Origin of the sequence: Undibacterium umbellatum, assembly GCF_014284125.1 — a bacterium.
GTDB classification, from domain to species: Bacteria; Pseudomonadota; Gammaproteobacteria; order Burkholderiales; family Burkholderiaceae_D; genus Undibacterium; species Undibacterium umbellatum.
This window is the reverse complement of record NZ_JACOFX010000002.1, coordinates 31,111-56,948: the sequence shown is the minus strand read 5'-3', so window position 1 is coordinate 56,948 and position 25,838 is coordinate 31,111. Positions and strand designations below refer to the sequence as shown.

Sequence of the window (25,838 nt, the reverse complement as noted above, 5' to 3'; positions counted from 1 at the left end):
TAAGAGAATAATGATATGGCAACTAATCTGTCAAAATCCGCAAAATCAGGACAAATCAAAGAACATCTGTACGCCTGGGAAGGCAAAGACAAATACGGCAAAGTAGTCAGGGGGGAAACACGCGCCGGTGGTGAAGCGATCGTCAACGCCACCTTGCGTAGGCAAGGCATCCTGGTTACCAAGTTAAAGAAGAAAAACTATACCTCTGGCCAAAAAATTACGGACAAGGATATCACCTTGTTTACCCGTCAACTGGCAACCATGATGAAGGCCGGTGTGCCTTTGTTGCAATCCTTTGATATCGTTTCCAAAGGCCACAGCAATCCGTCTGTTTCAAAATTATTGCAGGATATCCGTGGAGATGTCGAAACTGGTACCAGTCTGAATGCGGCTTTCCGTAAATTTCCACTGTATTTCGACCCGCTATTCTGCAACCTGGTGGGTGCTGGTGAACAAGCGGGTATTCTGGAAGAGTTGCTGACCCGCCTCGCCATTTACAAGGAAAAAACGCAGGCGATCAAGGCCAAGATCAAATCGGCATTGACTTATCCTATTGCCATTCTGTCCATCGCTTTTCTCGTTACCGCCGTCATCATGATTTGGGTGGTTCCTGCATTCAAGCAGGCTTTCAGCAGTTTTGGTGCAGAATTGCCAGGACCTACCCTTTTTGTCATGGCCATCTCAGACTTTTTCGTTGAATACTGGTATCTCATCTTTGGTATCACGTTTGGTAGTGTTTACTTCTTTTTCCAGACATGGAGGCGCTCATTAAGTATGCAGCGGGCCATGGATAGATTGTTATTACAAGCGCCTATTTTTGGTGCTGTGATTAGAAAAGCAACGATTGCCCGATGGACTCGTACACTCGCCACCATGTTTGCTGCTGGTGTCCCCCTGGTTGAGTCCCTGGATTCTGTAGGCGGCGCATCTGGTAATGCTGTCTACCTTGATGCCACCATCAAAATTCAAACAGAAGTCAGTACTGGTACGAGTTTGACTGTGGCAATGCAAAATGCCAATGTGTTTCCTCCCATGGTCACCCAGATGGTCGCCATTGGTGAAGAATCTGGTGCGCTTGATTCCATGCTAGGCAAAGTAGCTGATTTTTATGAAGACGAAGTTGATGAAGCAGTAGCGGCCATGTCCAGCCTGATGGAACCTATCATCATGGTGATCCTGGGTGTGGTCATTGGTGGCCTGGTGGTTGCCATGTACTTGCCTATCTTCAAAATGGGTTCGGTTGCGGGATAATGGACGTACTACTATTTGCAATGCCGCATGATTATTTGCCCACAATAGCCTTCGGGCTATTGGGACTGCTCATAGGCAGTTTTTTGAATGTAGTGATTTATCGTTTGCCCAAAATCTACTTGCGCGAAGTAGATAATTTTGTTGCTGAGCAACGTAAGGAAACATTGCCGCATCAGGATAAATTCAACCTCATGCTACCCAGATCTGCCTGTCCGCATTGCGGCCATCAGATCACGGCGATGGAAAACATTCCAGTCATCAGCTACCTCGTGATTGGTGGTAAATGCACGGGTTGCAAGGCAAAAATATCCATCCGCTATCCCCTTGTCGAAGCGCTGACTGCCCTGCTGTCAGCAGCCATGATCTGGCATTTTGGCAGTGGTGTGGCTGGCATGGGTGCCGTAATATTTGTCTGGCTCCTGATCGCCATGACCTTTATTGACCTGGATCACAAATTATTACTTGACGACCTGACCCTGAGTTTGCTGTGGATAGGTTTACTGCTCAATCTAAATGGTAACTTCGTCCCACTCAAGGATGCGGTTTTGGGTGCTTGCGCAGGCTACCTGTCGCTATGGTCGATATTTTGGGCTTATAAACTGTTGACGGGCAAAGAAGGATTTGGCTACGGCGATTTCAAATTACTGGCAGCCTTGGGTGCATGGATGGGCTGGACGGTGCTACCTGTCATTATTATGCTGTCTTGCTGCGTTGGTGCAGCCATAGGGATTACACAAATCGTGTTTTCGAAGATGGGTTGGGGCAAAGAAACGGGTTGGAGCTCAGAAATGTCTTTTGGCCCTTATTTGACAGGTGCGGGCCTGATTGCGCTGATTTGGGGCAAGGACATTGTGAATATTTATTTAAGCTCAAATCAATGGCTGGCAATTTCTCACTAGGCCTGACAGGCGGCATAGGCAGTGGAAAAACCACTATCGCCAATATGTTTGCCGAGCTGGGTGCGACGCTCATTGATACAGATCTGATTGCCCATCAACTGACAATACCAGGTGGATTGGCCATACCCGCAATCCGTGAGCAATTTGGTCCTAAATTTATCACTACACAAGGTGCAATGGACAGGGCCGCTATCCGTCAACTGGTGTTTGCCGACACTGAGCAAAAACATAAACTGGAAGCCATACTGCACCCGCTGATACGCACAGAAACCGAACGCGAAGCTGCACAGGCCAAAGGTGATTACCGTATTTTCGTGGTTCCACTTCTAGTTGAATCTGGCAACTGGAAACAACGGGTTGACCGCATTCTGGTGGTTGATTGCGATGAAGAGACGCAGATCAGTCGCGTCATGTCGCGCAATCAGTTAAACAGGGAAGAAGTAACAGCCATCATGCGCAATCAGGCCAGCAGGCAAGACAGACTGACAGCTGCCGACGATGTCATTAACAATGACGGTGATCTGAAAAAGATACGGGACGAGGTTTTGCGTCTGCATCAACGGTATCTGCAGCTTGCTGATTTCAGTAAATAAGTATTTGCGTGCCGAAAGCAACAATTCCCTACAAAAAAAATAATGGAAATCTGCACGCGGTGTTTGTATTTTCACACAGTATGGTTCAGAATCATGTGCAGCTTTGATTAGCACCAAATTTTGACAGGGAAACTATTTTGATTGTTTACGAATACCCTTTTAACGAGCGTATTCGCACGTTATTGCGGCTGGAAGACTTATACGAAAAATTCACGTTTTTCTTACATCAGTCTAACCCCATGCAGCATCACGTTGCCCTTGCCACCATTTTCGAAATGTTGGAAGTCGCTGGTCGTGCCGACCTCAAATCCGATCTCTTGCAAGAACTCGAAAGACAAAGACATACACTCATCAGTTTCAAATCCAATCCCAATGTGCAGGCAGAGATGCTGGACAAAGTATTGGACGATGTTGATCGCGCCAGTAGCGCCCTGGTTGCCAGCACAGGCAAGACTGGACAGAACGTGCGTGACAATGAATGGCTGATGAGTATACGCGGCCGCACCATCATCCCCGGTGGGGCCTGTGAATTTGATCTGCCCAGTTATCACGCCTGGCAAAAAAATACGGCAGAAAAACGCTTCGCCGATATCAGTGCCTGGTTCGCCCCTATTGCCCCCTTGTTTGATGCCATTAATGTAGTCTTGCGCCTGTTGCGCGAATCTGGCTCGACATCGAAAGTCATTGCCCAGGCTGGCAGTTACCAGCAGATGCTGCAAGGCAAGGTTTATCAGTTGCTACGCGTCAACGTCTTGCAAGAACTTGGTGCCATACCTGAAATCTCTGCGAATAAATATATGCTGTGGATACGTTTTATGTCCCAGGATGGCGACATGAAGCCAAAGGCCTATGAAAACGATATCCCGTTTGACCTGACTCTCTGTAATTTCTGAACATGGCTACTTTTGTTGATTGTCCCACCTGCAAAACCAAGGTGGAATGGAAAGAAGCGAACCGCTGGCGTCCTTTTTGCTCTGAACGCTGCAAGCAAATTGACTTGGGTGCCTGGGCTGAAGAGAAATACACTATTCCTGCAGTCAATTTACCTGAAGACCCAGAAGCACTGGTTGAATAAGCCAATTACTTTGGGGGAGTTGACTTGACTCAGCGTTTCTGCGGGATACCGTATTTGCGCAGCTTGGTGGCAATCATCGAGTGAGAAGTTGCCAGGCGCGTTGCCAGTTTGCGGCTGGACGGATATTGCGGATACAGGCTTTCCAGCAAACTGCGCTCGAAAGCGTTCACCGATATTTCCCAACTCTCGGTGGTATCGCTCTTCACCACCTCTGCCGTGATACTACCCTCTGCCCAATCAAGGTCGACAGCATCCAAAATCCGCTGATCCGACATGGTAATGGCGCGAAACACCACATTCTGCAATTGCCTGACATTGCCAGGCCAATGGTTAGACACCAAAGCCGCACAGGCTGATGAATTCAAACGACACACTGGCTTTTGCGCCTGGGTACAGGCGCGTTCTATGAAATGCCTGGCCAGCGGCAGAATATCGTCAGGCCGCTCGCGCAGGGCTGGCATTTCCAGATGCAAGACATTCAGGCGGTAAAACAGGTCTTCGCGAAAACTGCCTTCCTGCACCATCTTGCGCAAGTTCCTGTGAGTGGCGCTAATGATGCGCACATTCACCTTGACCTCTTTATCACTACCGATGCGACGGAACTTGCCATCATTCAGGAAGCGCAGGAGCTTGGCTTGCAGGTACAGCGACATCTCGCCTATCTCATCGAGAAAGACTGTGCCACCATCCGCCATTTCAAACAGGCCAGGTTTGCCGCCCCGCTGAGCACCTGTGAAGGCACCGGACATATAACCGAATAACTCGCTCTCTGCCAGGCTCTCTGGTAAAGCTGCACAATTCAGCTCCAGGAAGGCGGCAGTGCTGCGGCCACTTACACCGTGGCAGGCCTGTGCCAGCAATTCCTTGCCGGTGCCGGTTTCGCCAGTGATCAACAAAGGGGCATCGACCACAGCCACACGTGCCGCCCTGGTTTTCAGACTGCGGATTTGTTCTGATTCACCGATGATGAAATGAAAGCCACTGCCTTCCGAATGTTGCAGGGCATGCAGGCGCCCACCTATGCGGGTGGGCGCATGAAAGGTCAACACAGCACCTACCGAGCGGCCATGTGCAATATCGACGCCCTGAGGCTCTGATACCGGCGTCACATCCATGAAATAAGGCTCGCCGTTCAGGCTGACTTCACGACTGGGCAGGCGGAAACCGCAACTGACCAGTTCTTCCTGTATTCCGGCATCATCAAGCACCTGATTCAGGCTGCGCTGGCACAGGCTGGCTTCGCTCATGCGGGCTGCCGTAGCAGCCGCGAAATTGGCAATCACGATATGACCGCTGGCATCTATCGCCAGCACCGGGTCTTCCATGACGGCCATCATGGTGTCGAGATTGAGACGCCTGCGTATGCCGGGCAAGACATCCAGCACCTTGATTTCACCCACCCCACGCACAGACTGGCAATCTGCCTGCAATGAGGGGAGCATGAACTCCAGCAGTTCAGGGCTGTCGATATAGATATTGGGTGGATCAACTTCAACCGCCACCACATTGAGCCCTCGACGCGCCAATACTGCCAGTATTTCGTGGGCAATACCTACTCTGTCCTTGAACTGGATATTGATGCGCATGCGTTGCTTTGTGATGAAACGATGAAAGTCTGACTAGACCGAATTAAGCCTGATTAATACGGTTCCGGGATATAACCACGTGGGCGGGCATGCTGGCGACGGAAGGCACTATTGGAAGCCAGGCCACGCAAACGGCCAAGGTCAAATTGCTCCAGTTGCTGCAAGACTGCACGATTGAGCGTCATTTTAACTTGCATCATCAACAAGTCCACGCTTTGCTGGCTGGAAGTACGGGTATTGCGTCTTTCCTGTGGCACTTCTGTCTCTTCTTCCTGAACCGCTTTTTCGATTGCCTTGGCGGCAGCGCGTTCTTCTGCATTCACGAAGCAGCGATAAACATCTGCCAGGGTGATGATGCCATTGCAGTCGCGGCAGTGCCAGGCGTCTTTTTCCTTGCTGTCGCGGCTGACCAGGGCGTCCTTGCTCAGGGTTGCCAATATCGAGCGTATCAGACGTGGGGTCTTGCCTGTGGCCTGTGCCAGCGTGGTGATATTCGCAGTACGCGGCATCACCATCATAATTTGCGCCAGTAATTCTATGGCGGTGTAAAACCGCGCATTCAGGTTGGCATCAGAAAAGACCTGGGTTGATGACAGTAATTCTTCAATTGGATTCATGCCAACTCCTTATGGATAAAAATTGGACTGTTGACGCTGCCGTAACGGTCCATGAATAAACCTTCAGTAGAAATAGCCGGGCGCTTGCCAGAAACCACATCAGCAATAAACTGACCAGAACCACAAGCCATGGTCCAGCCCAGCGTGCCGTGGCCAGTGTTCAGGTACAGGTTGCGATAAGGTGTAGGGCCAATGACAGGGGTGCCGTCCGGCGTCATTGGACGCAGACCAGTCCAGAATTCGGCTTTGCTGACGTCGCCACCACCAGGGAACAAATCCGTCACGGAATGTTCCAGTGTGGCACGTCGGTCTGCACGCAAGTCGAGGTTATAGCCGGTGATTTCGGCCGTACCACCGACACGTATGCGGTCGCCCAGGCGGGTAATTGCGACTTTATAGGTCTCATCCATGACCGTCGATTCCGGCGCTTTTTGTGCGTCGGTAATTGGGACGGTGATTGAATAGCCCTTGATAGGGTAAACAGGAATCTTGATGCCCAATTCTTTCAAGAGAATCGGGGAGTAACTGCCAAGTGCCAATACGAAACAGTCTGCCTTGATCTCACCTTCGGAGGTGATGACAGAACTGATGGTATCGCCGCTCTTGACCAGTCTTTGTATAGTGACGCCGTACTTGAACTGGACACCCAACTCTTGCGCGAATCTGGACAGGCTCTGGGTGAACTTGAAGCAGTCGCCGGTTTCATCACCCGGCAGGCGCAAGGCACCGACAAATTTTTCCTGCACGTTGACCAGTGCGGGTTCCACTTTCAGGCAACCGGCCTTGTCCAGTTTTTCATAAGGCACATCGTAACGTTTGAGGATGGCGATATCGGCCTCTGCACCGTCCAGTTGCTGCTGGTTGCGGAACAGTTGCAAGGTACCCTGGGTACGTTCGTCGTAGCTGATACCGGTATCGCTGCGCAATTGTTGCAAGACATCGCGGCTGTATTCAGCCATGCGCAACATGCGGCCCTTATTGATTTCATAGCGTTTGCTGGTGCAGTTCATCAGCATTTGCGTGACCCAGCGCCACATGGTCGGGTCAAAGCTGGGACGTATTGCCAGCGGGCTGTGTTGCATCATCAACCATTTGATGGCCTTCATCGGCACACCTGGGCCTGCCCATGGAGCAGAATAACCAGGCGAAACTTCGCCTGCATTGGCATAACTGGTTTCCAGGCCAGCGGCAGGCTGACGCTCAATAACGGTTACTTCATGGCCTGCTTTGGCGAGGTAATACGCTGACGCTGTTCCGATAACACCTGCACCCAATATAACTATTTTCATTTTTTTCTCCCGGCTTACTGCTGGCTCACTGATGGATTGATCTGTTTGTCTGTTGTGTTCTTAGTTTGTTCTGGCTACTTGCTCAGGCAAGTAGCCAGGCATGCGGAGGCTTAATTGCTATAAGTACGCTCATAGCGGCCTCCCAGACTGGTCAGAATTTCATAGCCTATGGTGTTGGCACGTGCTGCCACCTGGTCCACTGTATTGTCAGCAGAAATCAGTTCTACCAGTGCGCCTGGCTGCAGATGTTCTGCTGCAATGCCAGTCACATCCAGTGTGATGGTATCCATGGAGACATTGCCCACCATGGGCACGGCCTGGCCGGCAATATGAGCAATACCGCGATTGCTGAGGCTGCGCATCCAGCCATCGGCATAGCCGACACCGACGGTGGCTATGCGGGTCGTTTGGCTGCTGCGCCAGGTCGATCCATAGCCAACACCAGTGCCAGCCGGAATTTCACGGGTTTGTATGATGCGGCCTTGCAGATAGGCTACGGCACGCATGGGGTTGGCTTGTCCAGCCACAGGGGCTACGCCATACAAGGCAGCACCAGGGCGAGCAAGATCAAAATGGAAATCTTTACCCAGGAAAATGCCGGAAGAATTGGACAGACTTGCCTTGCAAGCTGGCATGCGCGCGCGCAAGGTGTTGAAGGTAGTTAATTGCTTTTGATTAAAGGGATTTGCCTGGTCTTCTGCACTGACCAAATGACTCATCATGTATTGCACATTGATGCCATCCAAAAGCTGTGGTGTGGCAAATAATGCTTCTGACTCAATAACAGACAAGCCCATGCGCGCCATGCCGGTGTCAAATTGCAAGATGGCGGGCAAGGCACGTTGTGCTTTCGCAACGAGTTGCTGCCAGGATTTTATCTGCTCAAGACTGTTTAATACTGGTATGCATTGATTTTCCAGAAATTCTTCTTCATAACCAACCGGAGAACCATGCATAACGTAGATCGTGGCATCTTTTGGCAAATGTGGCCGCAAGACAATTGCCTCTTGCAGATGCGCTACAAAAAAATGCCGGCAAGATGCGGCCAATAATGCCTGTGCGACAGGCACCACACCCAAGCCATAAGCGTCTGCCTTGACAGCCGCACCACATTGCACTGTCCCTAATAATTCTTGCAAAAGGCGATAGTTATCCTGTATTGCCCTAAGATCAATACGAAGAACTGCACCTGCTTTTCCAGCTACTTGCATCATATTTCACCACTCCATCACAAACGCTAACGTGATTAGTTGAAGCAATCCTTGTGCCAAAAAAAATTATTGAATAAATTCAATTACTTGCAAAGATATCTTAGAGAAAATACGCATAACTGTATCGAAATCAATACAATCAGAACGACTGCCCACTGCCAGTGTAGAGTATGGCCTCGGTATTGTACAAAAAATGACACGGTGTATTCATTTAAATACACTGTATCAGAATAAATACAAGCAATCATTTGCGAAACAGAGACGCATAATTAACGCCCCCAGAAATTCAGGCAATTGTGGAAACTACGCAATAGAAAACAGTTGAAAACTGATGAAATAAGCCTTCGTGTTTTGAAACTGTCATAAATCCATGTGCATAATGTCAGTGTAATAAATTAATATGCCGAGAATATTACCTAATGGAAATTAAACGTGTACTTGGACCACTGCTTGCTGTGGTCTTGCTATTGGGCATAGGTGCTGCAACTTATACCTCCTATCAAAAAAACCATGCGGTAGAAGCTGCGAAACTGGCTTCTGCCGCCATACTCGACATCAAGGGTATGGTAGGTTCAGAGAAAGAATCTTATTTCAGTGATCCCCGGGTCATAGAAATCCTGGCAAAAAAAGGCTTTCGCGTCAAAGTCGAAAAAGTGGGCTCAAGAGAAATTATTTCACGCGATTTCAGCAGCTATGACTTTGCCTTCCCCGCTGGCGCACCAGCTGCGTTGGCCCTGCAAAACAAGGCCAGGGCAAAACAGGTCTACCCGACTTTCTTTACACCCATGACCATCGCCTCATGGGGGCAACTGATCCCAACACTGGAAAGCGAGGGCATCGTCAAAAAAGTGAATGACGCCTACTTCATCATAGACATGAAGAAATTGCTCAGCCTCAGCGAAAAAGGCACGCGCTGGCGCGAACTAAAGGACAATGCTGCCTATGCCACAGGAAAAAGTATCCTGATCAGCTCTACCGATGTCAGGAAATCCAATTCCGCAGCGATGTACCTGTCACTGGCCAGCTATGTCGTCAACGACAATAATGTGGTCGACAATAATGAGCAAGTTAACAAAATCCTGCCATTTGTGTCTTCCCTGTTTTTGCGCCAGGGCTTGCAGGAATCCAGCAGTGCAGGGCCATTTGAAGACTACACAACCATGGGTATGGGCAAGGCACCTTTGGTCATGATCTATGAAAGCCAGTTTCTCGAATATCAATCGAAGCGCCCCAAGCCAAATGCCGACATGGTGTTGTTGTACCCGCAACCGACTATCTACACCAAGCACATACTTGTCCCCTTCAATGAAAACGGCCGTCGTCTTGGTGAGTTTCTGGCGAATGACGTGGAATTGCAAAAACTGGCTGCTGAATATGGTTACCGCACGGCCAGCACAGAACACTTTGGTGAATTCTTGAAGCGTAAGAATTTACTGGCCCCCACGTCCCTGGTGGATGTCATCGACCCACCCAGCTTTGAAATCCTGGAACGCATGATCCAGGCCATAGAAAAAAAATTCCAGTAATGCTCACTTCCTTATCGAGGACAAGAAATGACTGACACCACGACACAAGAAAGCACGATGACTTTGACGCCACCGGAAGTCTTGAGCCCGGTTGCAGAAAAAAAAGCACCGGAAATGGTGCCACTGAAAGCTGAAGTGCAAGAAAAGATCGATGTCCAGGTCCTTGCTTACATAGATAGCATTTTAAAAGAAGATGTGCACAGCAGCGACTTTCAGGCCAGGCTGGATTCTGCCTTTCGCCTGGGCAAGGAAGAAATTTCAAATGCAGCATCCTTGATGACTGGCCGCTTCATGGAGCGCAATTTTGTTGGCATAGAAGATTCGGCAGCCTTCAAATCAATACAAGACATGCGCAGCATGCTAGATGAGCTTAATCCTGGCAAACAAGGGGACTTGTTAAGCCAGAATAAAATTCTCGGACTCATCCCTTTTGGTAACAAACTACAGGCCTACTTTCGCAAATTTCAGACTGCAGGATCGCAGTTGCAAGCGCTGATGACGCAATTGTATGCCGCACGTGACGACATGCAACGGGATGCGAATGAAATTGAAATGGTAAAGACCAAACTCTGGGATGCCATGCAAAAGCTCAAGGGGGCTATCTATTTCGCCGAGCAACTGGACGGCCATGTGGCCACTCACATTGTGACGATCAAAGACAGTGACCCGCTACGCGCCAAAGCTTTGGAGCAGGAAGTGTTGTTCTATGCCCGACAAAATCTGCAAGACATGCAAACCCAGATGGCGGTCAACGTCAACGGCTATCTATCCATGGATTTGTTGAAGAAAACTGCAAGGGAAATGATGAACGGCTGCAATCGCGTCGCCACCACAGGCATGTCAGCAATGGCCACGGCACAGACCGTGGCACGCGCTACCGGGAATCAAATACAAGTCATGGAAATGCTCACCGGAGTCAGTGAAACCATAGGTGAACTGGTCACTGAAACATCACGGCAGTTAGGCCGCCATGTTGAGAAAACAGGGGAATTTGCCGCCAACCCTTTGATAGGCGTCCAAAAGATACAGGAAATGTTCGACAACACCTTCAAGGCAATGGATGCGATGGACAATTTCCGCTCAGTAGCGATTGGCAATATGGAGAAGAACAATCATATGCTGAAAGAGCAAATTGCACGTACTGAACAATACATGGACAAAACCCGGGCTGAACAAGTACGCACATCCAATCTGACCGTGGCAAGCGATGGCCCCGTCAAACTCTAGGAGTGCTACATGAGATTTTTGTCGACCTGGATCACACTGCTGGCTTTCCTGTCCATGGTTGCCTGCAAGGATAGCAAAAATACGCCAGCCGCAGCAGCCAATACCTTAACTGTCATGGCAGGGTCTGAACTCAAGGATATAGAACCCTTGCTACCTGCCATTACCAAGGCCACCGGCATACAGTTGCAGCTTCAATATACAGGTACGCTGGAGGCTGTAGAGAAATTGCAGTCTGGCCAGCAAACCGATCTCGCCTGGCTGTCCAGCAATAAATATGCAATGCTGATACCTGCCGCCAAGACACGTATACTGGCATCCGAGAGAACCATGTTAACCCCGGTGGTGCTAGGTTTAAAGGAAAGCAAGGCGAACGAGCTGGCCTGGAATAATAATCCTAAAGTCAGCTGGAAAGAGATTGCCGAAGCCGCAAAAAAAGGGAAATTTACTTTTGGCATGACTAGCCCCTCATCCTCGAACACAGGCTTTTCCGGCTTGCTGGGACTGGCTGCAGCACTCTCGGGTCAGGGCGACGCACTGGAAGAAAAAGACATCGACGCAAAGAGCCTGAGTTCTTTTTTTCAGGCGCAAAGATTGACCGCTGGCAGCTCAGGCTGGCTGGCCGAAGCATTTTTACGAGAACAAGATAAAGTCGACGGCATCATCAATTATGCCTCCACCTTACAAACACTGAACCGCAATCCCTCACTCAAAGAAAAGCTGATACTCATCTATCCGCAAGATGGCATCGTGACGGCAGACTATCCATTGATGTTGATTAATCCAGCCAAGCGTGCATCCTACGACAAACTAATCAGTTATTTGCGCGGGACAGAGTTTCAGCAAGCCATGTATGACTCAACCTTGCGTCGCCCGGTCAATCCGGACGTGGTCGCCACTGACGTCCCGAAACAAGCCCTGGTGGAACTCTCTTTTCCAGCCAAGCTGAGTGTCGTTGATGCCATACTGACAGCCTTTGACAACCATTTGCGCTTACCCACGGACAGCAGTTTTGTCCTCGACACCAGTGGCTCCATGCAAGGCGACAGGATCAGGGATTTGAAAGCAGCCATGCATGGCCTGTCAGGCTCAGATACATCCATCAGTGGCCGGTTTGCCAGGTTTCGCAATCGTGAGCGAATCATCATCCTGCCCTTCAACGGCGTGGTTGAAACTCCGGCAAGTTTTGACATGGGGAATCAGGAAAAAGAAAATCAGTCAACACTGACTGCCTTGAATGCACGCATACAAGAGTTGCGGGCCAAAGGTGGTACGGCTATTTTTTCAGCCACCCAACATGCATACACAGATGCACTTGCCCGCAAGCGTGCAGATCCTGGCCGCTTTTATTCCATCATCGTCATGACTGATGGATTGAATAATAATGGCATGGACTATCAGCAGTTTGCCCAGTGGTACAAGTCGCTGCCTGAAGAAGAAAAAGGTATCAAGATTTTTACTGTTCTGTTTGGCGAAGCCGCGCCTGAAGAATTGAAAAATCTGGCCGATCTGTCGGGAGGTAGAATGTTTGACAGTCGCAAAACCAGTCTTCAATCCATCTTTAAAGAAATTCGTGGTTACCAATGATGCAGTCACTGAGCTTCAAAATGCGCGTAATGCTGTTTTTATACAGCACCCAGAATTTACTGGGATGTTGCCTGGCCCTCATGGGGCTTGCCATGTTTTTTACTGGCATCATCTCGGACTGGTGGCTACCTATCGTTGCAGGTTTGTATGCAGTGGCCTGGCTGGCGATACCCGCAGATAAGGAACTGGAACTGCAAATCAAGAGTAAAAACTCACAAAACAATCTAACCGAGAGTATCGATGCCTTGATACGAGAGTCCAGTACACGCTTGCCTCATGAAGCAGTAGTAAAATTGCACAGGATACAAAGTACCTTGCAAGAACTGGCACCCAGGATTTTCTCTGGCGAGGTCGCGATGAACTATGTCAGCTTGCTTATCAATGCTGTCAATCGCGACTTGCCTCAAACCATAAAAAACTATGTGCTTTTGCCTACTGCCTTTGCCAGCATGCATGCGATAGAAAATGGCAAGACCTGCAAGCAATTACTGATTGAGCAACTGGATTTACTGGAAACCCAACTGGCAAAAATCGCCACCGACATTTATAAGAATAATGCTGAGTCCTTATTGATTAATGGCGAATTTTTGAAAGAAAAATTCCACACCATGAGCTTCATTCATTGAGCACTGTGGTACTCAAATATCAGACAGATTTTGCTCTTCGCTGCGCCAAAGATCCAGCCATTCCAGCAAGGGTATGGTGGCAGGCAATAAAGGCGTGAGACCGACGCTGCCCTGCCATGCAAAGGCTTGCCCTTCCAGGCTCTGCGGTTCGCCCTGCCAATCGCGGCTGATATAGAAGTGCAGCCTGACATGGGCATGCGGGTAGATGTGTTCAACGCCGCACCAGGGTTCGGCCGTCAACACTTGTATGCCCAGTTCTTCGACAAATTCGCGTTTGAGTGCATCGAGTATGGATTCATCAGGCTCAACCTTACCGCCTGGAAATTCCCAATAACCTTCATACGGTTTGCCAGCAGGACGTTGCCCCAGCAAGACATCGCCATTGGCTTTCATCAGAATGCCTACGGCGACATCTACAGGTTTTGCAGCCATCTCAGGATTCCGCCAGCTTGCCGGCATAGTCGCGGGCAAATTGCCAGGCCACGCGACCAGAACGTGAGCCGCGCTGCAAAGCCCAGCGCAAGGCATCTCCACGCGCTTCTTCAACTTGTTCAGCAGTACAGCCCATGCTACCCAGCCAGTAAGCGACGATGTCGAGGTAATCGTCCTGCTTGAAAGGATAGAAAGATACCCAGAGACCAAAGCGTTCGGACAAAGAAATTTTTTCTTCTACCGTTTCGCCCGGATGCAGGTCACCATCATCACTATATTTATAGCTGGCATTGCCTGACATCTTCTCAGGCAGCAGATGGCGGCGGTTAGAAGTCGCGTAGATCAGCACATTGTCAGACTGGGCAGAAATACTGCCGTCGAGCGCCACTTTCAACGCCTTGTAACCGGCTTCACCGTCTTCAAAGGAAAGGTCGTCGCAGAAGACAATGAAGCGCTCAGGACGTTCTGCGATCAGGTCGACAATATCCGGCAAATCAGCGAGGTCAGCTTTATCGACTTCGATCAGGCGCAAACCCTGGTCCGAAAACTGGTTCAGGCAAGCCTTGATCAACGACGATTTTCCTGTACCACGGGCACCTGTCAGCAAGACATTATTGGCAGGTTTTCCGTGGACGAATTGTCTGGTGTTTTGTTCTATCTGCGCTTTTTGTGCGGCGACATTGCGCAAATCATCCATCACAATAGTCGAGGCATGACGCACGACTTGCAAAAAACCCGCACCGCCACGCTTGCGCCAGCGGTAGGCAAAACCCAGATTCCAGTCTGGTGCAGGTGTGCTGGCTGGCAATATGTTTTCCAGCCTGCCCAGCAAATGCTCGGCACGCAATAGAAACTGATCAAGCTGCGTCATTGTCTATCCAGATCAGGAGCGGTAGTCGGCATTGATAGATACATAGTCATGCGACAAGTCGCATGTCCAGACCGTCGCTTCTGCATCGCCACGTGCCAATTTGACGCGTATGGTAATCTCGCTCTGCTTCATGATGCGCTGACCATCTTCTTCACGGTACTCAGGATTACGTCCACCGTTTTTGGCAACCCAGACATCATCCAGATACAGGTTCAGCTTGCCGACATCCAAATCATTCACACCGGCATAACCGATGGCTGCTAGGATGCGGCCCAGATTTGGGTCAGAGGCAAAGAAAGCGGTTTTCACCAGCGGGGAATGGGCAATAGAGTAAGCGATCTTGCGGCATTCTTCTACATCACGGCCTTCTTCCACCGCAATCGTCATGAACTTGGTCGCGCCTTCGCCATCACGGATAATCATGTGGGCGAGTTTTTGCGACAGCGCAGTCACGGCTTCTGCCAGCGCTGCATATTCAGGTGTCTCGACATCATTGACTTCAACTTCACCCGCACCAGTAGCGATGAGCATGAAGGAATCATTGGTGGAAGTGTCACCATCTATCGTGATGCAATTAAAAGACTTGTCAGCCGCTTGCTTGACCATATGATCAAGCACATTTTGCGCAACCTTGGCATCAATCGCCAAATAACCCAACATGGTCGCCATATTGGGTTTGATCATGCCCGCACCTTTGCTGATGCCTGTCATGGTTACGGTTTTGCCGCCAATTTCTACTGTCGCCGATGCCGCCTTGGGCTGGGTATCGGTCGTCATGATGGCAGACGCGGCATTGAACCAGTTATCGGCTTGCAGGTTTGCTATCGCTGCTGGCAATCCGGCGACCAGCCTGTCAACAGGCAATTGTTCGAGGATCACGCCAGTCGAAAATGGCAGAATTTGAGAAGCTTCGCAGCCCAGCAATTCTGCCAGGGCAGCACAAGTTGCATTTGCTGCAGCCAGGCCAGCATCACCGGTACCGGCGTTTGCATTGCCGGTGTTTACCACCAGGGCGCGGATAGGGCTGGATGCCATGTGCAAGCCTTCCAGATGGGCCTTGCAAACTTGCACGGGTGCCGCGCAAAAGCGGTTGGTCGTAAATACGCCGGATACAGTTGCCGTAGGGGCCAGTTCCATGACCAGTACGTCTTTGCGATTGGGCTTGCGTATGCCAGCTTCGGCATAGCCCAGACGTATGCCAGCTACGGGTTTCAAATCTGCAGCCACAGGGATGGGGGAATTAACGGCCATGGTTTTTCCTTGCGTTGAAATCAAGCCGATATTGTAGGGCATTTTGTTGCACTGCGAAGCATGTTTGCGCTGAGGAAATTTCGCGCACATTAGCCAGATCAGTCATATTGCTGTCACGGCCCGCAGTCAAAGCCCCATGATCATTTGTGCAATGATATTTTTTTGTATTTCATTTGAGCCACCATAGATGGAGAGCTTGCGCATGTTCAGGTAATTGATGGCAAGCGGGCTGGCGAGCTCGCTTGTGTCCTGTCGATCACGCAGGGGCAAGGCCTGCTCACCTACTGCCATTACCAGCAATTCAGTGATTGCCTGTTGTATTTCCGTACCCTTGATCTTGAGTATCGATGCTTCCGGACCCGGCGCATGGCTTTGCTCTTCTGCAGACAAGACGCGCAGATTGGTCATTTCCAGCGCCATCAAATCAATCTCTACTTGCGCCAGACGCATGGAAAAGACTGCATCTTCCACGAGCGGCTTGCCATTCTTGAATTCACGCGCGGCTACTCTTTTTAACCTGGCCAGTTCACGCTTGGCTATGCCTATGCCCGCGATATTTGTGCGCTCATGCCCCAGCAAGAACTTGGCATAAGTCCAGCCCTTGTTTTCTTCACCCACCAGATTGGCAAGCGGCACTTTGACGTCATCAAGCCAGACCTCATTGACCTCATGCGCACCATCCATGGTGATGATGGGCCTAACGGTAACGCCGGGTGACTTCATGTCTATGAGCAAAAATGAAATGCCACGTTGGGCCTTGGCTTCGCGGTCTGTGCGAACCAGGCAAAATATCCAGTCGGCATAATGTGCCAGTGTGGTCCAGGTTTTTTGACCATTCACCACATAGTATTCGCCTTCGCTGTCACGCCTGCGTTCAGCCGTGGCCTTGACGGAAGCCAGGTCAGAGCCAGAACCCGGTTCAGAATACCCCTGGCACCACCATTCATCGGCGGAGAGTATCTTCGACAAAAATCTCTGCTGTTGCTCAGGCGAGCCAAATTCCATGATGACGGGCGCCACCATCTTGATGCCAAAAGGTGGCAGGCGGGGCGCACCAGCAGCTGCACTCTCTTCTTCAAATATATAGCGCTGGACAGCAGACCAGCCAGTGCCGCCATGAACTGCAGGCCAGGATGAAGCTCCCCAGCCTTGGGCGTGGAGTATCTTTTGCCATTGCTGATAATCGTTTTTTTTCAGTGCTATGCCATGTTGCACTTTATGGCTGATGGCCCGAGGTAATGATGTTTGCAGAAATTGACGGACCAGTTGACGAAAACCAAGCTCTGCATCGTTAAAGTTCAAATCCATAACCCCCCCTCAGGCCTGATCATCGCAGCTTGCGATTCCAGAATATAGAATGAATGCCCAAATAAGCACGATCGTTCACTTTAGCCCTGGACCTTGCTTGCGTCAAGTGAAGGAATGAGAAATCTAGAAACTGATGCTGGATGACGAAAAACAAAAGGCGACCTATGGTCGCCTTTTGTTTCTGTGCCACTCAATGATCAGGCAAGTTTGCCATGGCATTGCTTGAACTTCTTGCCACTGCCGCAAGGGCAAGGGTCGTTACGGCCTACCTTCAGGGCGTAGTTGATTTCTGGCTGATCTGTAGCAAAGTCCGTAGCTGGTGCCAGCATTTCTTCCGGTGTCGCATCTGCATCAAAATCGGCGTGCTGATAATGGACGTTCTCGATATGGGACTGTGCCAGTCTTTCCTCTGCCGCGTCGATCTCTTCACGGGATTTTATGGGCACTGTCACTACGGTCCTGACCACTTCGCTCTTGATGGCTCCCAGCATTTGACCAAACAACTCAAACGCTTCGCGCTTGTATTCCTGCTTAGGATTTTTCTGTGCATAACCGCGCAGATGTATGCCTTGACGCAAGTGGTCCAGCGCCGCCAAATGTTCGCGCCAGTGCGTGTCTATACTTTGCAACATGATACTGCGCTCGAAACCGGCAAAAGATTCTTTGCCGACGATGGCGATCTTGGCTTCATAGGTTTCATTGGCGGCTTTTTGCACGCGCACCAGGATGTCTTCATCCGTGATGTTGGAATCATCTTTGAGAATTTGCGTCAGCGGCAAATCCAGCGCCCACTCATCGCGCAAGACTGCTTCCAAACCTGGAATATCCCACTGCTCTTCGACTGATTCTGCTGGCACATACTCACGCACGATATCTTCGAACATGCCATGACGCAAGGAAGAAATCAGATCTGCCATGTCGTGTGCTTCCAGCAATTCATTACGCTGCTGGTAAATTACTTTACGCTGATCATTGGCGACGTCATCGTATTCCAGCAACTGCTTGCGAATATCAAAGTTACGTGCTTCCACCTTACGCTGTGCTGATTCTATGGAGCGCGAAACGATGCCTGCTTCGATAGGCTCGCCTTCAGGCATTTTCAGCCTGTCCATGATGGCACGGACACGGTCACCAGCAAAAATGCGCAGCAAAGTGTCGTCTAGCGACAGATAGAAACGGGAAGAACCTGGATCACCCTGACGGCCAGAACGGCCACGCAGTTGATTATCAACGCGGCGGGATTCATGGCGCTCAGTACCGACGATGTGCAAACCACCAGCATTCACGACGGCCTGATGCAATGACTGCCATTCATCACGCAGTTTTTGCGATTGCGTCTGCTTGTCTGCATCAGACAAAGCTGCATTGGCTTCTATCATTTGCACTTGTTTGGCGACATTACCACCCAGCACGATATCCGTACCACGGCCCGCCATATTGGTGGCAATGGTAATGGCTTTTGGACGACCGGCCTGGGCAATGATTTCCGCTTCACGGGCATGCTGCTTGGCGTTCAAGACATTGTGAGGCAGACCGGCCTTGGCCAGTATGTCAGACAAGAGTTCAGAATTCTCAATCGAGGTCGTACCCACCAGCACTGGCTGACCGCGCTCGTAGCAATCCTTGATATCAACCAGCATGGCATTGTATTTTTCCTGCGCAGACTTGTAGACCTGGTCTTGCCTGTCCTTACGTTGTGAAGGACGGTTTGGCGGAATGACCACGGTTTCCAGACCGTAGATTTCCTGGAATTCATAAGCTTCAGTATCGGCAGTACCTGTCATGCCTGACAGTTTGGTGTACATACGGAAGTAATTCTGGAAAGTGATCGATGCCAGTGTCTGGTTTTCGTTCTGGATGCGCACACCTTCTTTGGCTTCAATCGCCTGGTGCAAACCTTCAGACCAGCGGCGACCTGTCATCATGCGGCCAGTGAATTCATCAACGATGACAATTTCATCGTTCTGCACTACATAGTGCTGATCCTTGAAATACAGGGCGTGCGCGCGCAAGGCAGCATACAAATGATGGATCAGGGTGATATTGGCGGCATCATACACAGATGCCCCTTCAGGCAGCAAACCCATTTGCATCAGGATGCGCTCTACCTTGTCGTGACCAACTTCAGTCAGCAAGACCTGATGGGCTTTTTCATCCTTGGTGTAATCACCTGGCACTTCGATCTTGCCTTTGCCATCCGGTGTTTCTTCACCGATTTGCCGGGTCAGCAGTTTGGGTACTTCATTGATTTTGTAGTACAGCTCAGTATGATTTTCAGCCTGGCCGGATATGATCAAAGGTGTACGTGCCTCATCGATAAGGATGGAATCAACTTCATCGACGACAGCAAAATTCAGGCTGCGCTGCACACGGTCCTTGGCTTCATAGACCATGTTATCGCGCAGGTAATCGAAACCGTATTCGTTATTCGTGCCGTAAGTAATGTCAGAGCCATAGGCTGCTTGCTTGGCATCATGATCAAGCTGCGACAGATTGATACCGGTAGTCAGGCCCAGCCAACCATACAGTTGCCCCATCCATTCAGCATCGCGCTGCGCCAGGTAATCATTGACGGTAACAACGTGAACGCCTTTGCCTGACAGGGCGTTCAGGTAAATCGGCAGGGTCGCCATCAGGGTTTTACCCTCACCCGTGCCCATTTCAGCGATTTTTCCGTAGTGCAAAACCATGCCGCCTATCATTTGCACGTCAAAGTGGCGCATTTTCAGAACGCGTTTGCTGGCCTCGCGACAGACTGCGAAGGCTTCCGGGAGGATGGCATCAAGTGTCTCTCCGTTCGCAACGCGTGCCTTGAACTCTGCAGTCTTGGCTTGCAAAGCCTCGTCCGACAAGGCTTCCAGCTTGGGTTCCAATGCGTTGATCTCACGCACCGTCTTTTGGTATTGCTTCAAAAGCCGCTGATTGCGGCTGCCGAATATCTTGGTCAGGAATGACATGCTATGAACGGAAAGTTAAATTCTTAAAAAAGCAGCTGAAAAGTGATTAATTTAACAGCAACAATAGGCTAACCTGTGATTTTACCATGCGACACTCAATTAACCAGTAATTGCGCGTTTTTGCCTGACAATTAAGCAAGGACGAGCGAAAAATGATCAACAATCCGGCAAACAAATCGCAGATGCAGAGTCGCAGTTGGTGCCTGAATCTGCAAACTCAAGTTATTTTTGATTTAATGCTGCAAGATTGGCTTGATTAGCACCTGCAGACAAAAATTTATGGGGATTTTGCGGCACGCCCTTGACATGCACTTCAAAGTGCAAATGTGCGCCAGTGGAACGGCCGGTAGAACCTATATCAGCGATATGCTGACCGCGCTTCACAATATCACCCAACTTGACATGGATCCTGGAAGAGTGAGCATAGCGTGTCATGATTTCACCACCATGATCGATTTCTACCATATTGCCAAATTGCGGATGATATTCTGCCACCACCACCACGCCACCTGCCGCCGCAACAATAGGGGTGCCGCTGGGACCTGAGAAATCTATTCCTTCGTGAAAAGCACTACGACCAGAGAAAGGGTCTAGTCGCCAGCCAAAACCAGATGCATTATAAGCAACATTAACGGGTTGTATCGTGGGCAAGAGCTTGGATTGCACCTTGAAACCCATGAGCTTGGTTTCCACCACATTCATATAATCTGAGCGGTGTTCTATATCTACTGACATCGCTGCCAGTGCCGCCTGGAATTCCGCCAGGTTCAACTCCTGGGCAGGCTGGGTGGATACTTCAGGACCACCGCGGCCCGGCAATTCCTTGAAATTGAATTCTTCCGGCTTGACGCCAGCCAGACCCTGCACCCTCTCACCGAGGGCATCCAGGCGTATCAGTTGCGCCTGCATTTCACCCAACTTGGCGGCCATCGCAGCCAGATTTTCTTTCATGAACTTATCTTTATTACCTGCATCACTAGTAGCAGCCACTGGCACCAGATCGCGCAAAAACGGCAAGTCGGCACTGGCCAGCTTGAGAGTCATGGCTGCCATCAGGGCGGCACAGAAAGTGATGACAAGCAGGAAAGCAAATGCGCCAAGAATGACATGACGGGAAGACAAAGTCACTGACTTTGCCTGGGTAAAACGGGAGTGCATCAAAATGATTTGCATCAATATGCTCCTCTGAAAACAATAGACTGGACGGTAGTCTTTGCGACAGCCGGACAGTCGTGTTTGTGGTAAGGTAATGCGCATGTCCACATTCTCACGCCCTACCTATCCTATTAACATTAAACGCGGTCGCAAAGTGCCTGGTGCCAGCGAAGCCGCTGACTTTTTGCGCAGTAACGAGAAAATCTCGCAACTACTGCCCACAGTACAGCGCAATCTGAAGCTGCAAAAAGACTGTGGACTCATACTGCCGCCGATATTTGCCTCATGTGAGGTCATGCAAGTAACGGAAGGTCAGTTGACGCTCTCTGCGCCAAATGCCGCACTGGCGACCAAATTGAAACAGCAATGTCCGAAACTGCAAGCTTTTTTACAAGAACGGGGATGGCAGATTAACGCAATCCGCATCAAAGTACAAGTCAGGCGTGTCGTGGAGAAACCTATTGCCGTTAAGCAAATAGCTTTTTCAGGCAAGGCCTTGCAGGCTTTTGATCAATTGGAACATGCACTGGAAGACACTCCCCAGAATGCTGATTTGCGCGCAGCACTAAGCCGTTTGATAGAGCGTCATCGTTCTGGCGGCTGATATCAGCAGAGACGGCCACTGGGCTAAATCCAGCCTCAAGCGAGCGCCCACTCTCTATCCACTTGCGTAGCATAAGTCGGTGGTGCAGTGCCCAGATCGTCAAAGCTGACGATTTCATAAGCATCGGGTTGGGCCAGCAAGGCACGCAATAACTGATTATTCAAACCATGTCCAGACTTGTGGGCCGTATAACTGGCCAGGAAAGGATGGCCGATCAGGTATAAATCGCCAATCGCATCCAGGATTTTGTGGCGGACGAATTCATCATCAAAGCGCAGACCGTCTGAATTCAGGATACGGTATTCATCCATGACGATGGCATTTTCCATGGAGCCACCACGCGCCAGCCCTATGCCCCTGAGCATTTCCACATCCTGCATAAAGCCAAAAGTGCGCGCCCTGGCAACGTCCTGCACAAAGGTGGCGCTGGCAAAATCAACTTCTGCCGTTTGCACCGTACCATCGACGGCAGGATGATTGAACTCAATAAAGAAATGCAGCTTGAAACCATTAAAGGGCTCCAGCCTGGCCCATTTCTCAGACTTGCCGCTACCTTCTCGGATTTCTACCGGTTTCAAGACACGAATAAATTTCTTGGCCGCGTTTTGTTCCTGCATGCCCGCCTGCTGCAATAAATACACGAAAGATGAGGCCGAACCATCCATGATGGGGATTTCTTCTGCACTGACATCAATGTACAGATTATCTATACCCAGGCCTGCGCAGGCAGACAGCAAATGCTCTACCGTTGATACTTTGCCATGCTCATTCGACAAGGTCGAAGCCATGCGGGTATCACCCACGGCCAAAGCCTGGGCGGGCAATACCACTGGTGGATTCAAATCGGTACGCGTGAAAATAATGCCGGTATCTACTGGTGCCGGGCGCATGACGAGTTCAACCTTGGTGCCTGAATGCAGGCCAACTCCAACGGTCTTCACGACTTGTTTGATGGTTCTTTGCTTTAACATCGCGCTATTATAGCGTTTCAGGCAATTTCCCATGCAGGCACGAGGAAAATTAGCCGTTTCACATCTTAAAAATGAATACAAAAACAACAATTCAAATTTGCCGCGCTACCGTCACTGATCTGGATGCCATGTGCGATCTCAGCGATCAAATCAATGCCCAACACCACGCCGCTGCCCCCGATGTTTTCGTACAAAAAACAAATCGCGAACTTGACCGCCAATTCTGGCACAGCACTTTTGAAAACCCTGCGGGCTGTGCATTGCTGGCTTGCGATGGTGAGCAAGTCCTGGGTTTTATCACCATGAGCTGGAATGAAAACACGACTATTCCCTTCTTGTACCGTCGTCGTATCTGCCGCTTAGGCACGATCGTGGTTTCTGATGCGCATCAAAAACTGGGGATAGGAAAATTATTGATGGATGGTGCGACGAGTTGGGCGCTCGAGCATGATGCAGTGGAGATCAGGCTGGAAGTCTTTGACTTCAACCGCAATGCCATGAATTTTTATGCAGCTCAGGGTTATGGCGTGCAGTCACACATCATGAGCAAGTCGCTTGAATAAAAATATCGCATAGTATAAAAATGGCGCTCAGTTCAAAAACTGAGCGCCATTTTTTATGCGAGTCAGAAGCCCTGATTAGCTTAATTGTGCCAGCAGAGTTTCTGCGTTTGACACTTCAAACTTGCCGCCTTCTTCGATATTCAGTTGCTTGACGACACCGTCAACCGCCAGCAAGGAGTAACGCTGGGAACGTGTACCCATACCGAATTTGCTGAAATCTGCATCCAGACCCAATGCTTTGCTGAAATCTGCATTGCCGTCAGCCATCATGCGGACGATGCCTGTGGATTTTTGGTCACGGCCCCATGCGCCCATGACGAATGCATCATTCACGGAGATGCACCAGATTTCATCAACGCCCTTGGCTTTCAAATCTGCTGCCAGTGCAACATAGCCAGGCACATGCTTAGCTGAGCAAGTTGGCGTGTACGCGCCAGGCAGGCCAAAAATCGCAATGGTTTTACCTTTGGTCAGGTCTGCGACTTTGAAGGTATTTGGTCCGAGTGAACATCCTTCAGATTCCACTTCAATAAATTCTGCCAGGCTGCCTTCAGGCAGGGTATCGCCAATCTTGATTGTCATTTTATGCTCCCTAGATAAGTATTCGGATATTCAAAGCCTTGCTGTATGCCGCCTCCGCCAAAAGCAGGAAGTTTGAGCCATATCAACACCGACAGTGAAGGACGCAAGTATGCCTGAGCTAGAATTTTCTTGCAGAGGTTAAAGGAAAGTCCTCTCAACACAGAGGCAAAGATACACAGAGAAGAGCAAGAGAAAAACAATCGGAATAAGTGCTTGATATCGCGCCACGCTGAACCAATAGTGTTTTAAAGTATTGTCTTCACCAGAAATAGAATCTTTACGATAAGTCTGATACCTAACCAAACACAGCATTTCTCTTGCCTTTCTCTGTGCCTTTGTGTCTCTGTGGTGAGCTTGTCGGTCTGGCTTTTCGATCTACCAAATAAAAACGCCAGCCTCTTCCGAAGCTGGCGTTCTGCAGAAAACCAGATAAATCAGTCGGCCTGTTTGCGCAGGAAAGCTGGGATATCGTAAGTTTCCATGCCATTTTTCTCCAGGGCACGTACAGTTTCTGACGCAGATTCACGGCGCCATACTGCAGGTTTGCTCAAGCCATCGAAGCCTGCTGATCCGGTTACGGAACCAGTGCTGATGGTGGCAGAAGTCATGACAGGGCTGGCCATCACGGTTTCATTGTGTGTACCGGTACGCAGCATAGGTGTTTGCACCAGCTGAATATTTTTCTTGCCACGGCCAAGGCCAGTTGCAACTACCGTTACACGGATATCGTCACCCATGTTGTCGTCGTAAGCGATACCCTGAGCAATCGATGCGTCTGGCGCAGCAAAAGCGCGCACAGTGGACATGACTTCCTTGATCTCTTTACCTTTCAGGCCACGGCTGGCTGTGACATTCACCAACACACCGCGGGCACCAGACAAATCGATACCGTCCAGCAGTGGTGATGCGACTGCCTGTTCAGCAGCGATGCGTGCACGGTCAACGCCAGAAGCAGTTGCTGTACCCATCATGGCCTTGCCTTGTTCGCCCATGATCGTTTTCACGTCATTGAAGTCGACATTGATATGGCCAGGCACATTGATGATCTCGGCAATACCGGCGACGGCATTGTTCAGGACATCATCTGCATGTTGCAGCCATTCGATCATGCTGTCGTCTTCATAAATCTCTTCGAGTTTTTCGTTGAGAATGATGATCAGTGAATCGACGTGTTGAGACAAGGCTTCCAGACCTTCATCGGCGATGTCCATGCATTTCTGACCTTCGTAAGAAAATGGTTTGGAAACCACCGCAACGGTCAGTGCACCCAATTCTTTGGCGACTTGTGCAACTACGGGCGCAGCACCTGTACCAGTACCACCGCCCATACCTGCAGCGATAAATACCATGTGCGCGCCGCGCAATGCATCTTCAATGCGCGCACGGGACTCTTCCGCCAGCTTGCGGCCGACTTCGGGTTTCATGCCTGCACCCAGACCAGTTTCACCGATCTGTATCACATTGTTTGCTTTCGACTGCAACAGTGCTTGCGCATCTGTGTTTGCTGCTATGAACTCAACGCCGGACACGCCTTTGTTGATCATGTGCTGAACCGCATTGCCGCCTGCGCCACCTACGCCGACAACCTTGATTACGGTGCCTTGTGTGGCGTTATCAACCATATCGAACTCCATCATGACTCCTCCAGGTAGGCAGTTAT

General features: G+C 50.1%; 24 protein-coding genes. 11 read left to right on the top strand and 13 right to left on the bottom strand.

Annotated elements, in window-relative coordinates:
- Window positions 1–15 precede the first annotated feature (15 nt).
- From H8L47_RS04745 to H8L47_RS04725, 5 genes are all read left to right on the top strand, one after another.
- Window positions 16–1,251, top strand: coding sequence for a type II secretion system F family protein (locus H8L47_RS04745; protein ID WP_186952090.1), 1,236 nt, complete (start codon window positions 16–18; stop codon window positions 1,249–1,251).
- Window positions 1,251–2,150: a prepilin peptidase gene (locus tag H8L47_RS04740; RefSeq protein ID WP_186952089.1), complete on the top strand. Its 900-nt coding sequence runs from the start codon at window positions 1,251–1,253 to the stop codon at window positions 2,148–2,150. The genes H8L47_RS04745 and H8L47_RS04740 overlap by 1 nt, the downstream gene beginning before the upstream one ends.
- Window positions 2,129–2,743, top strand: coding sequence for a dephospho-CoA kinase (coaE, locus tag H8L47_RS04735; protein WP_186952088.1), 615 nt, complete (start codon window positions 2,129–2,131; stop codon window positions 2,741–2,743). The genes H8L47_RS04740 and coaE overlap by 22 nt, the downstream gene beginning before the upstream one ends.
- A gap of 137 nt (window positions 2,744–2,880) precedes the next feature.
- Window positions 2,881–3,636 (top strand): cell division protein ZapD, encoded by a 756-nt coding sequence (zapD, locus tag H8L47_RS04730; protein ID WP_186952087.1) that lies wholly within the window; start codon window positions 2,881–2,883, stop codon window positions 3,634–3,636.
- 2 nt (window positions 3,637–3,638) lie between these two features.
- A complete protein-coding gene (locus H8L47_RS04725) occupies window positions 3,639–3,818 on the top strand; it encodes a DNA gyrase inhibitor YacG (RefSeq protein WP_186952086.1) in 180 nt (59 codons plus the stop codon).
- A 29-nt stretch (window positions 3,819–3,847) separates the two neighbouring features.
- Here H8L47_RS04725 and H8L47_RS04720 read toward each other — a convergent pair whose 3' ends face one another.
- The 4 genes from H8L47_RS04720 to alr all read right to left on the bottom strand — a co-directional run bounded on the left by H8L47_RS04720 (window position 3,848) and on the right by alr (window position 8,524).
- Entirely contained in the window at window positions 3,848–5,404 is a 1,557-nt protein-coding gene (locus tag H8L47_RS04720) for a sigma-54-dependent transcriptional regulator (protein WP_186952085.1), read from the bottom strand.
- Between the two features lie 53 nt (window positions 5,405–5,457).
- Window positions 5,458–6,021 carry a hypothetical protein gene (locus H8L47_RS04715; protein ID WP_186952084.1) on the bottom strand — a complete coding sequence of 188 codons (564 nt, stop codon included), beginning with the start codon at window positions 6,019–6,021 and terminating at the stop codon, window positions 5,458–5,460.
- A complete protein-coding gene (locus tag H8L47_RS04710; RefSeq protein WP_186952083.1) occupies window positions 6,018–7,310 on the bottom strand; it encodes a D-amino acid dehydrogenase in 1,293 nt (430 codons plus the stop codon). The genes H8L47_RS04715 and H8L47_RS04710 overlap by 4 nt, the downstream gene beginning before the upstream one ends.
- 110 nt (window positions 7,311–7,420) lie before the next feature.
- On the bottom strand, window positions 7,421–8,524 hold the full coding sequence (alr, locus tag H8L47_RS04705) for an alanine racemase (RefSeq protein ID WP_186952082.1): 1,104 nt from the start codon (window positions 8,522–8,524) through the stop codon (window positions 7,421–7,423).
- A 416-nt stretch (window positions 8,525–8,940) separates the two neighbouring features.
- Between alr and H8L47_RS04700 the strand changes: the two genes are divergently transcribed.
- From H8L47_RS04700 to H8L47_RS04685, 4 genes are read left to right on the top strand one after another with little or no spacing between them, the layout of a single operon-like run.
- Window positions 8,941–10,047, top strand: a complete 1,107-nt coding sequence (locus tag H8L47_RS04700; protein ID WP_186952081.1) for a hypothetical protein — start codon at window positions 8,941–8,943, stop codon at window positions 10,045–10,047.
- Window positions 10,048–10,074: 27 nt separating this feature from the next.
- Window positions 10,075–11,274 carry a toxic anion resistance protein gene (locus tag H8L47_RS04695; protein WP_230413594.1) on the top strand — a complete coding sequence of 400 codons (1,200 nt, stop codon included), beginning with the start codon at window positions 10,075–10,077 and terminating at the stop codon, window positions 11,272–11,274.
- 9 nt (window positions 11,275–11,283) lie between these two features.
- Window positions 11,284–12,858: a substrate-binding and vWA domain-containing protein gene (locus H8L47_RS04690; protein ID WP_186952080.1), complete on the top strand. Its 1,575-nt coding sequence runs from the start codon at window positions 11,284–11,286 to the stop codon at window positions 12,856–12,858.
- 20 nt (window positions 12,859–12,878) lie between these two features.
- Window positions 12,879–13,484: a hypothetical protein gene (locus tag H8L47_RS04685; protein WP_186952079.1), complete on the top strand. Its 606-nt coding sequence runs from the start codon at window positions 12,879–12,881 to the stop codon at window positions 13,482–13,484.
- A gap of 12 nt (window positions 13,485–13,496) precedes the next feature.
- Here the strand turns inward: H8L47_RS04685 and H8L47_RS04680 are convergent, their stop codons facing one another.
- The 6 genes from H8L47_RS04680 to H8L47_RS04655 all read right to left on the bottom strand — a co-directional run bounded on the left by H8L47_RS04680 (window position 13,497) and on the right by H8L47_RS04655 (window position 21,476).
- Entirely contained in the window at window positions 13,497–13,916 is a 420-nt protein-coding gene (locus H8L47_RS04680) for an NUDIX domain-containing protein (protein WP_186952078.1), read from the bottom strand.
- Window position 13,917: 1 nt separating this feature from the next.
- Entirely contained in the window at window positions 13,918–14,787 is an 870-nt protein-coding gene (locus H8L47_RS04675) for an ATP-binding protein (protein WP_186952077.1), read from the bottom strand.
- A 12-nt stretch (window positions 14,788–14,799) separates the two neighbouring features.
- Window positions 14,800–16,038 carry a bifunctional glutamate N-acetyltransferase/amino-acid acetyltransferase ArgJ gene (argJ, locus tag H8L47_RS04670; protein ID WP_186952076.1) on the bottom strand — a complete coding sequence of 413 codons (1,239 nt, stop codon included), beginning with the start codon at window positions 16,036–16,038 and terminating at the stop codon, window positions 14,800–14,802.
- Between the two features lie 126 nt (window positions 16,039–16,164).
- Complete coding sequence (locus H8L47_RS04665) at window positions 16,165–17,346, bottom strand: acyl-CoA dehydrogenase family protein (RefSeq protein ID WP_186952075.1); 1,182 nt, start codon at window positions 17,344–17,346, stop codon at window positions 16,165–16,167.
- Between the two features lie 197 nt (window positions 17,347–17,543).
- Window positions 17,544–20,303: a preprotein translocase subunit SecA gene (gene secA / locus H8L47_RS04660; RefSeq protein ID WP_186952074.1), complete on the bottom strand. Its 2,760-nt coding sequence runs from the start codon at window positions 20,301–20,303 to the stop codon at window positions 17,544–17,546.
- Window positions 20,304–20,525: 222 nt separating this feature from the next.
- Window positions 20,526–21,476, bottom strand: a complete 951-nt coding sequence (locus H8L47_RS04655) for a M23 family metallopeptidase (protein WP_186952073.1) — start codon at window positions 21,474–21,476, stop codon at window positions 20,526–20,528.
- A gap of 82 nt (window positions 21,477–21,558) precedes the next feature.
- On the opposite strand from H8L47_RS04655, the gene H8L47_RS04650 reads away from it, so the two are divergent.
- Complete coding sequence (locus tag H8L47_RS04650; protein ID WP_186952072.1) at window positions 21,559–22,062, top strand: DciA family protein; 504 nt, start codon at window positions 21,559–21,561, stop codon at window positions 22,060–22,062.
- 35 nt (window positions 22,063–22,097) lie between these two features.
- Here H8L47_RS04650 and lpxC read toward each other — a convergent pair whose 3' ends face one another.
- Complete coding sequence (gene lpxC / locus H8L47_RS04645; RefSeq protein WP_186952071.1) at window positions 22,098–23,033, bottom strand: UDP-3-O-acyl-N-acetylglucosamine deacetylase; 936 nt, start codon at window positions 23,031–23,033, stop codon at window positions 22,098–22,100.
- Window positions 23,034–23,104: 71 nt separating this feature from the next.
- Here lpxC and H8L47_RS04640 point away from each other — a divergent pair, with 71 nt between their 5' ends.
- Window positions 23,105–23,596 (top strand): GNAT family N-acetyltransferase, encoded by a 492-nt coding sequence (locus H8L47_RS04640; protein WP_186952070.1) that lies wholly within the window; start codon window positions 23,105–23,107, stop codon window positions 23,594–23,596.
- A gap of 75 nt (window positions 23,597–23,671) precedes the next feature.
- Here the strand turns inward: H8L47_RS04640 and H8L47_RS04635 are convergent, their stop codons facing one another.
- Window positions 23,672–24,178, bottom strand: coding sequence for a peroxiredoxin (locus tag H8L47_RS04635; RefSeq protein WP_186952069.1), 507 nt, complete (start codon window positions 24,176–24,178; stop codon window positions 23,672–23,674).
- 434 nt (window positions 24,179–24,612) lie between these two features.
- The gene (gene ftsZ, locus H8L47_RS04630; protein ID WP_186953062.1) at window positions 24,613–25,812 is read right to left on the bottom strand and encodes a cell division protein FtsZ; all 1,200 of its coding nucleotides are present in this window, start codon (window positions 25,810–25,812) and stop codon (window positions 24,613–24,615) included.
- Between the last annotated feature and the right edge of the window lie 26 nt (window positions 25,813–25,838).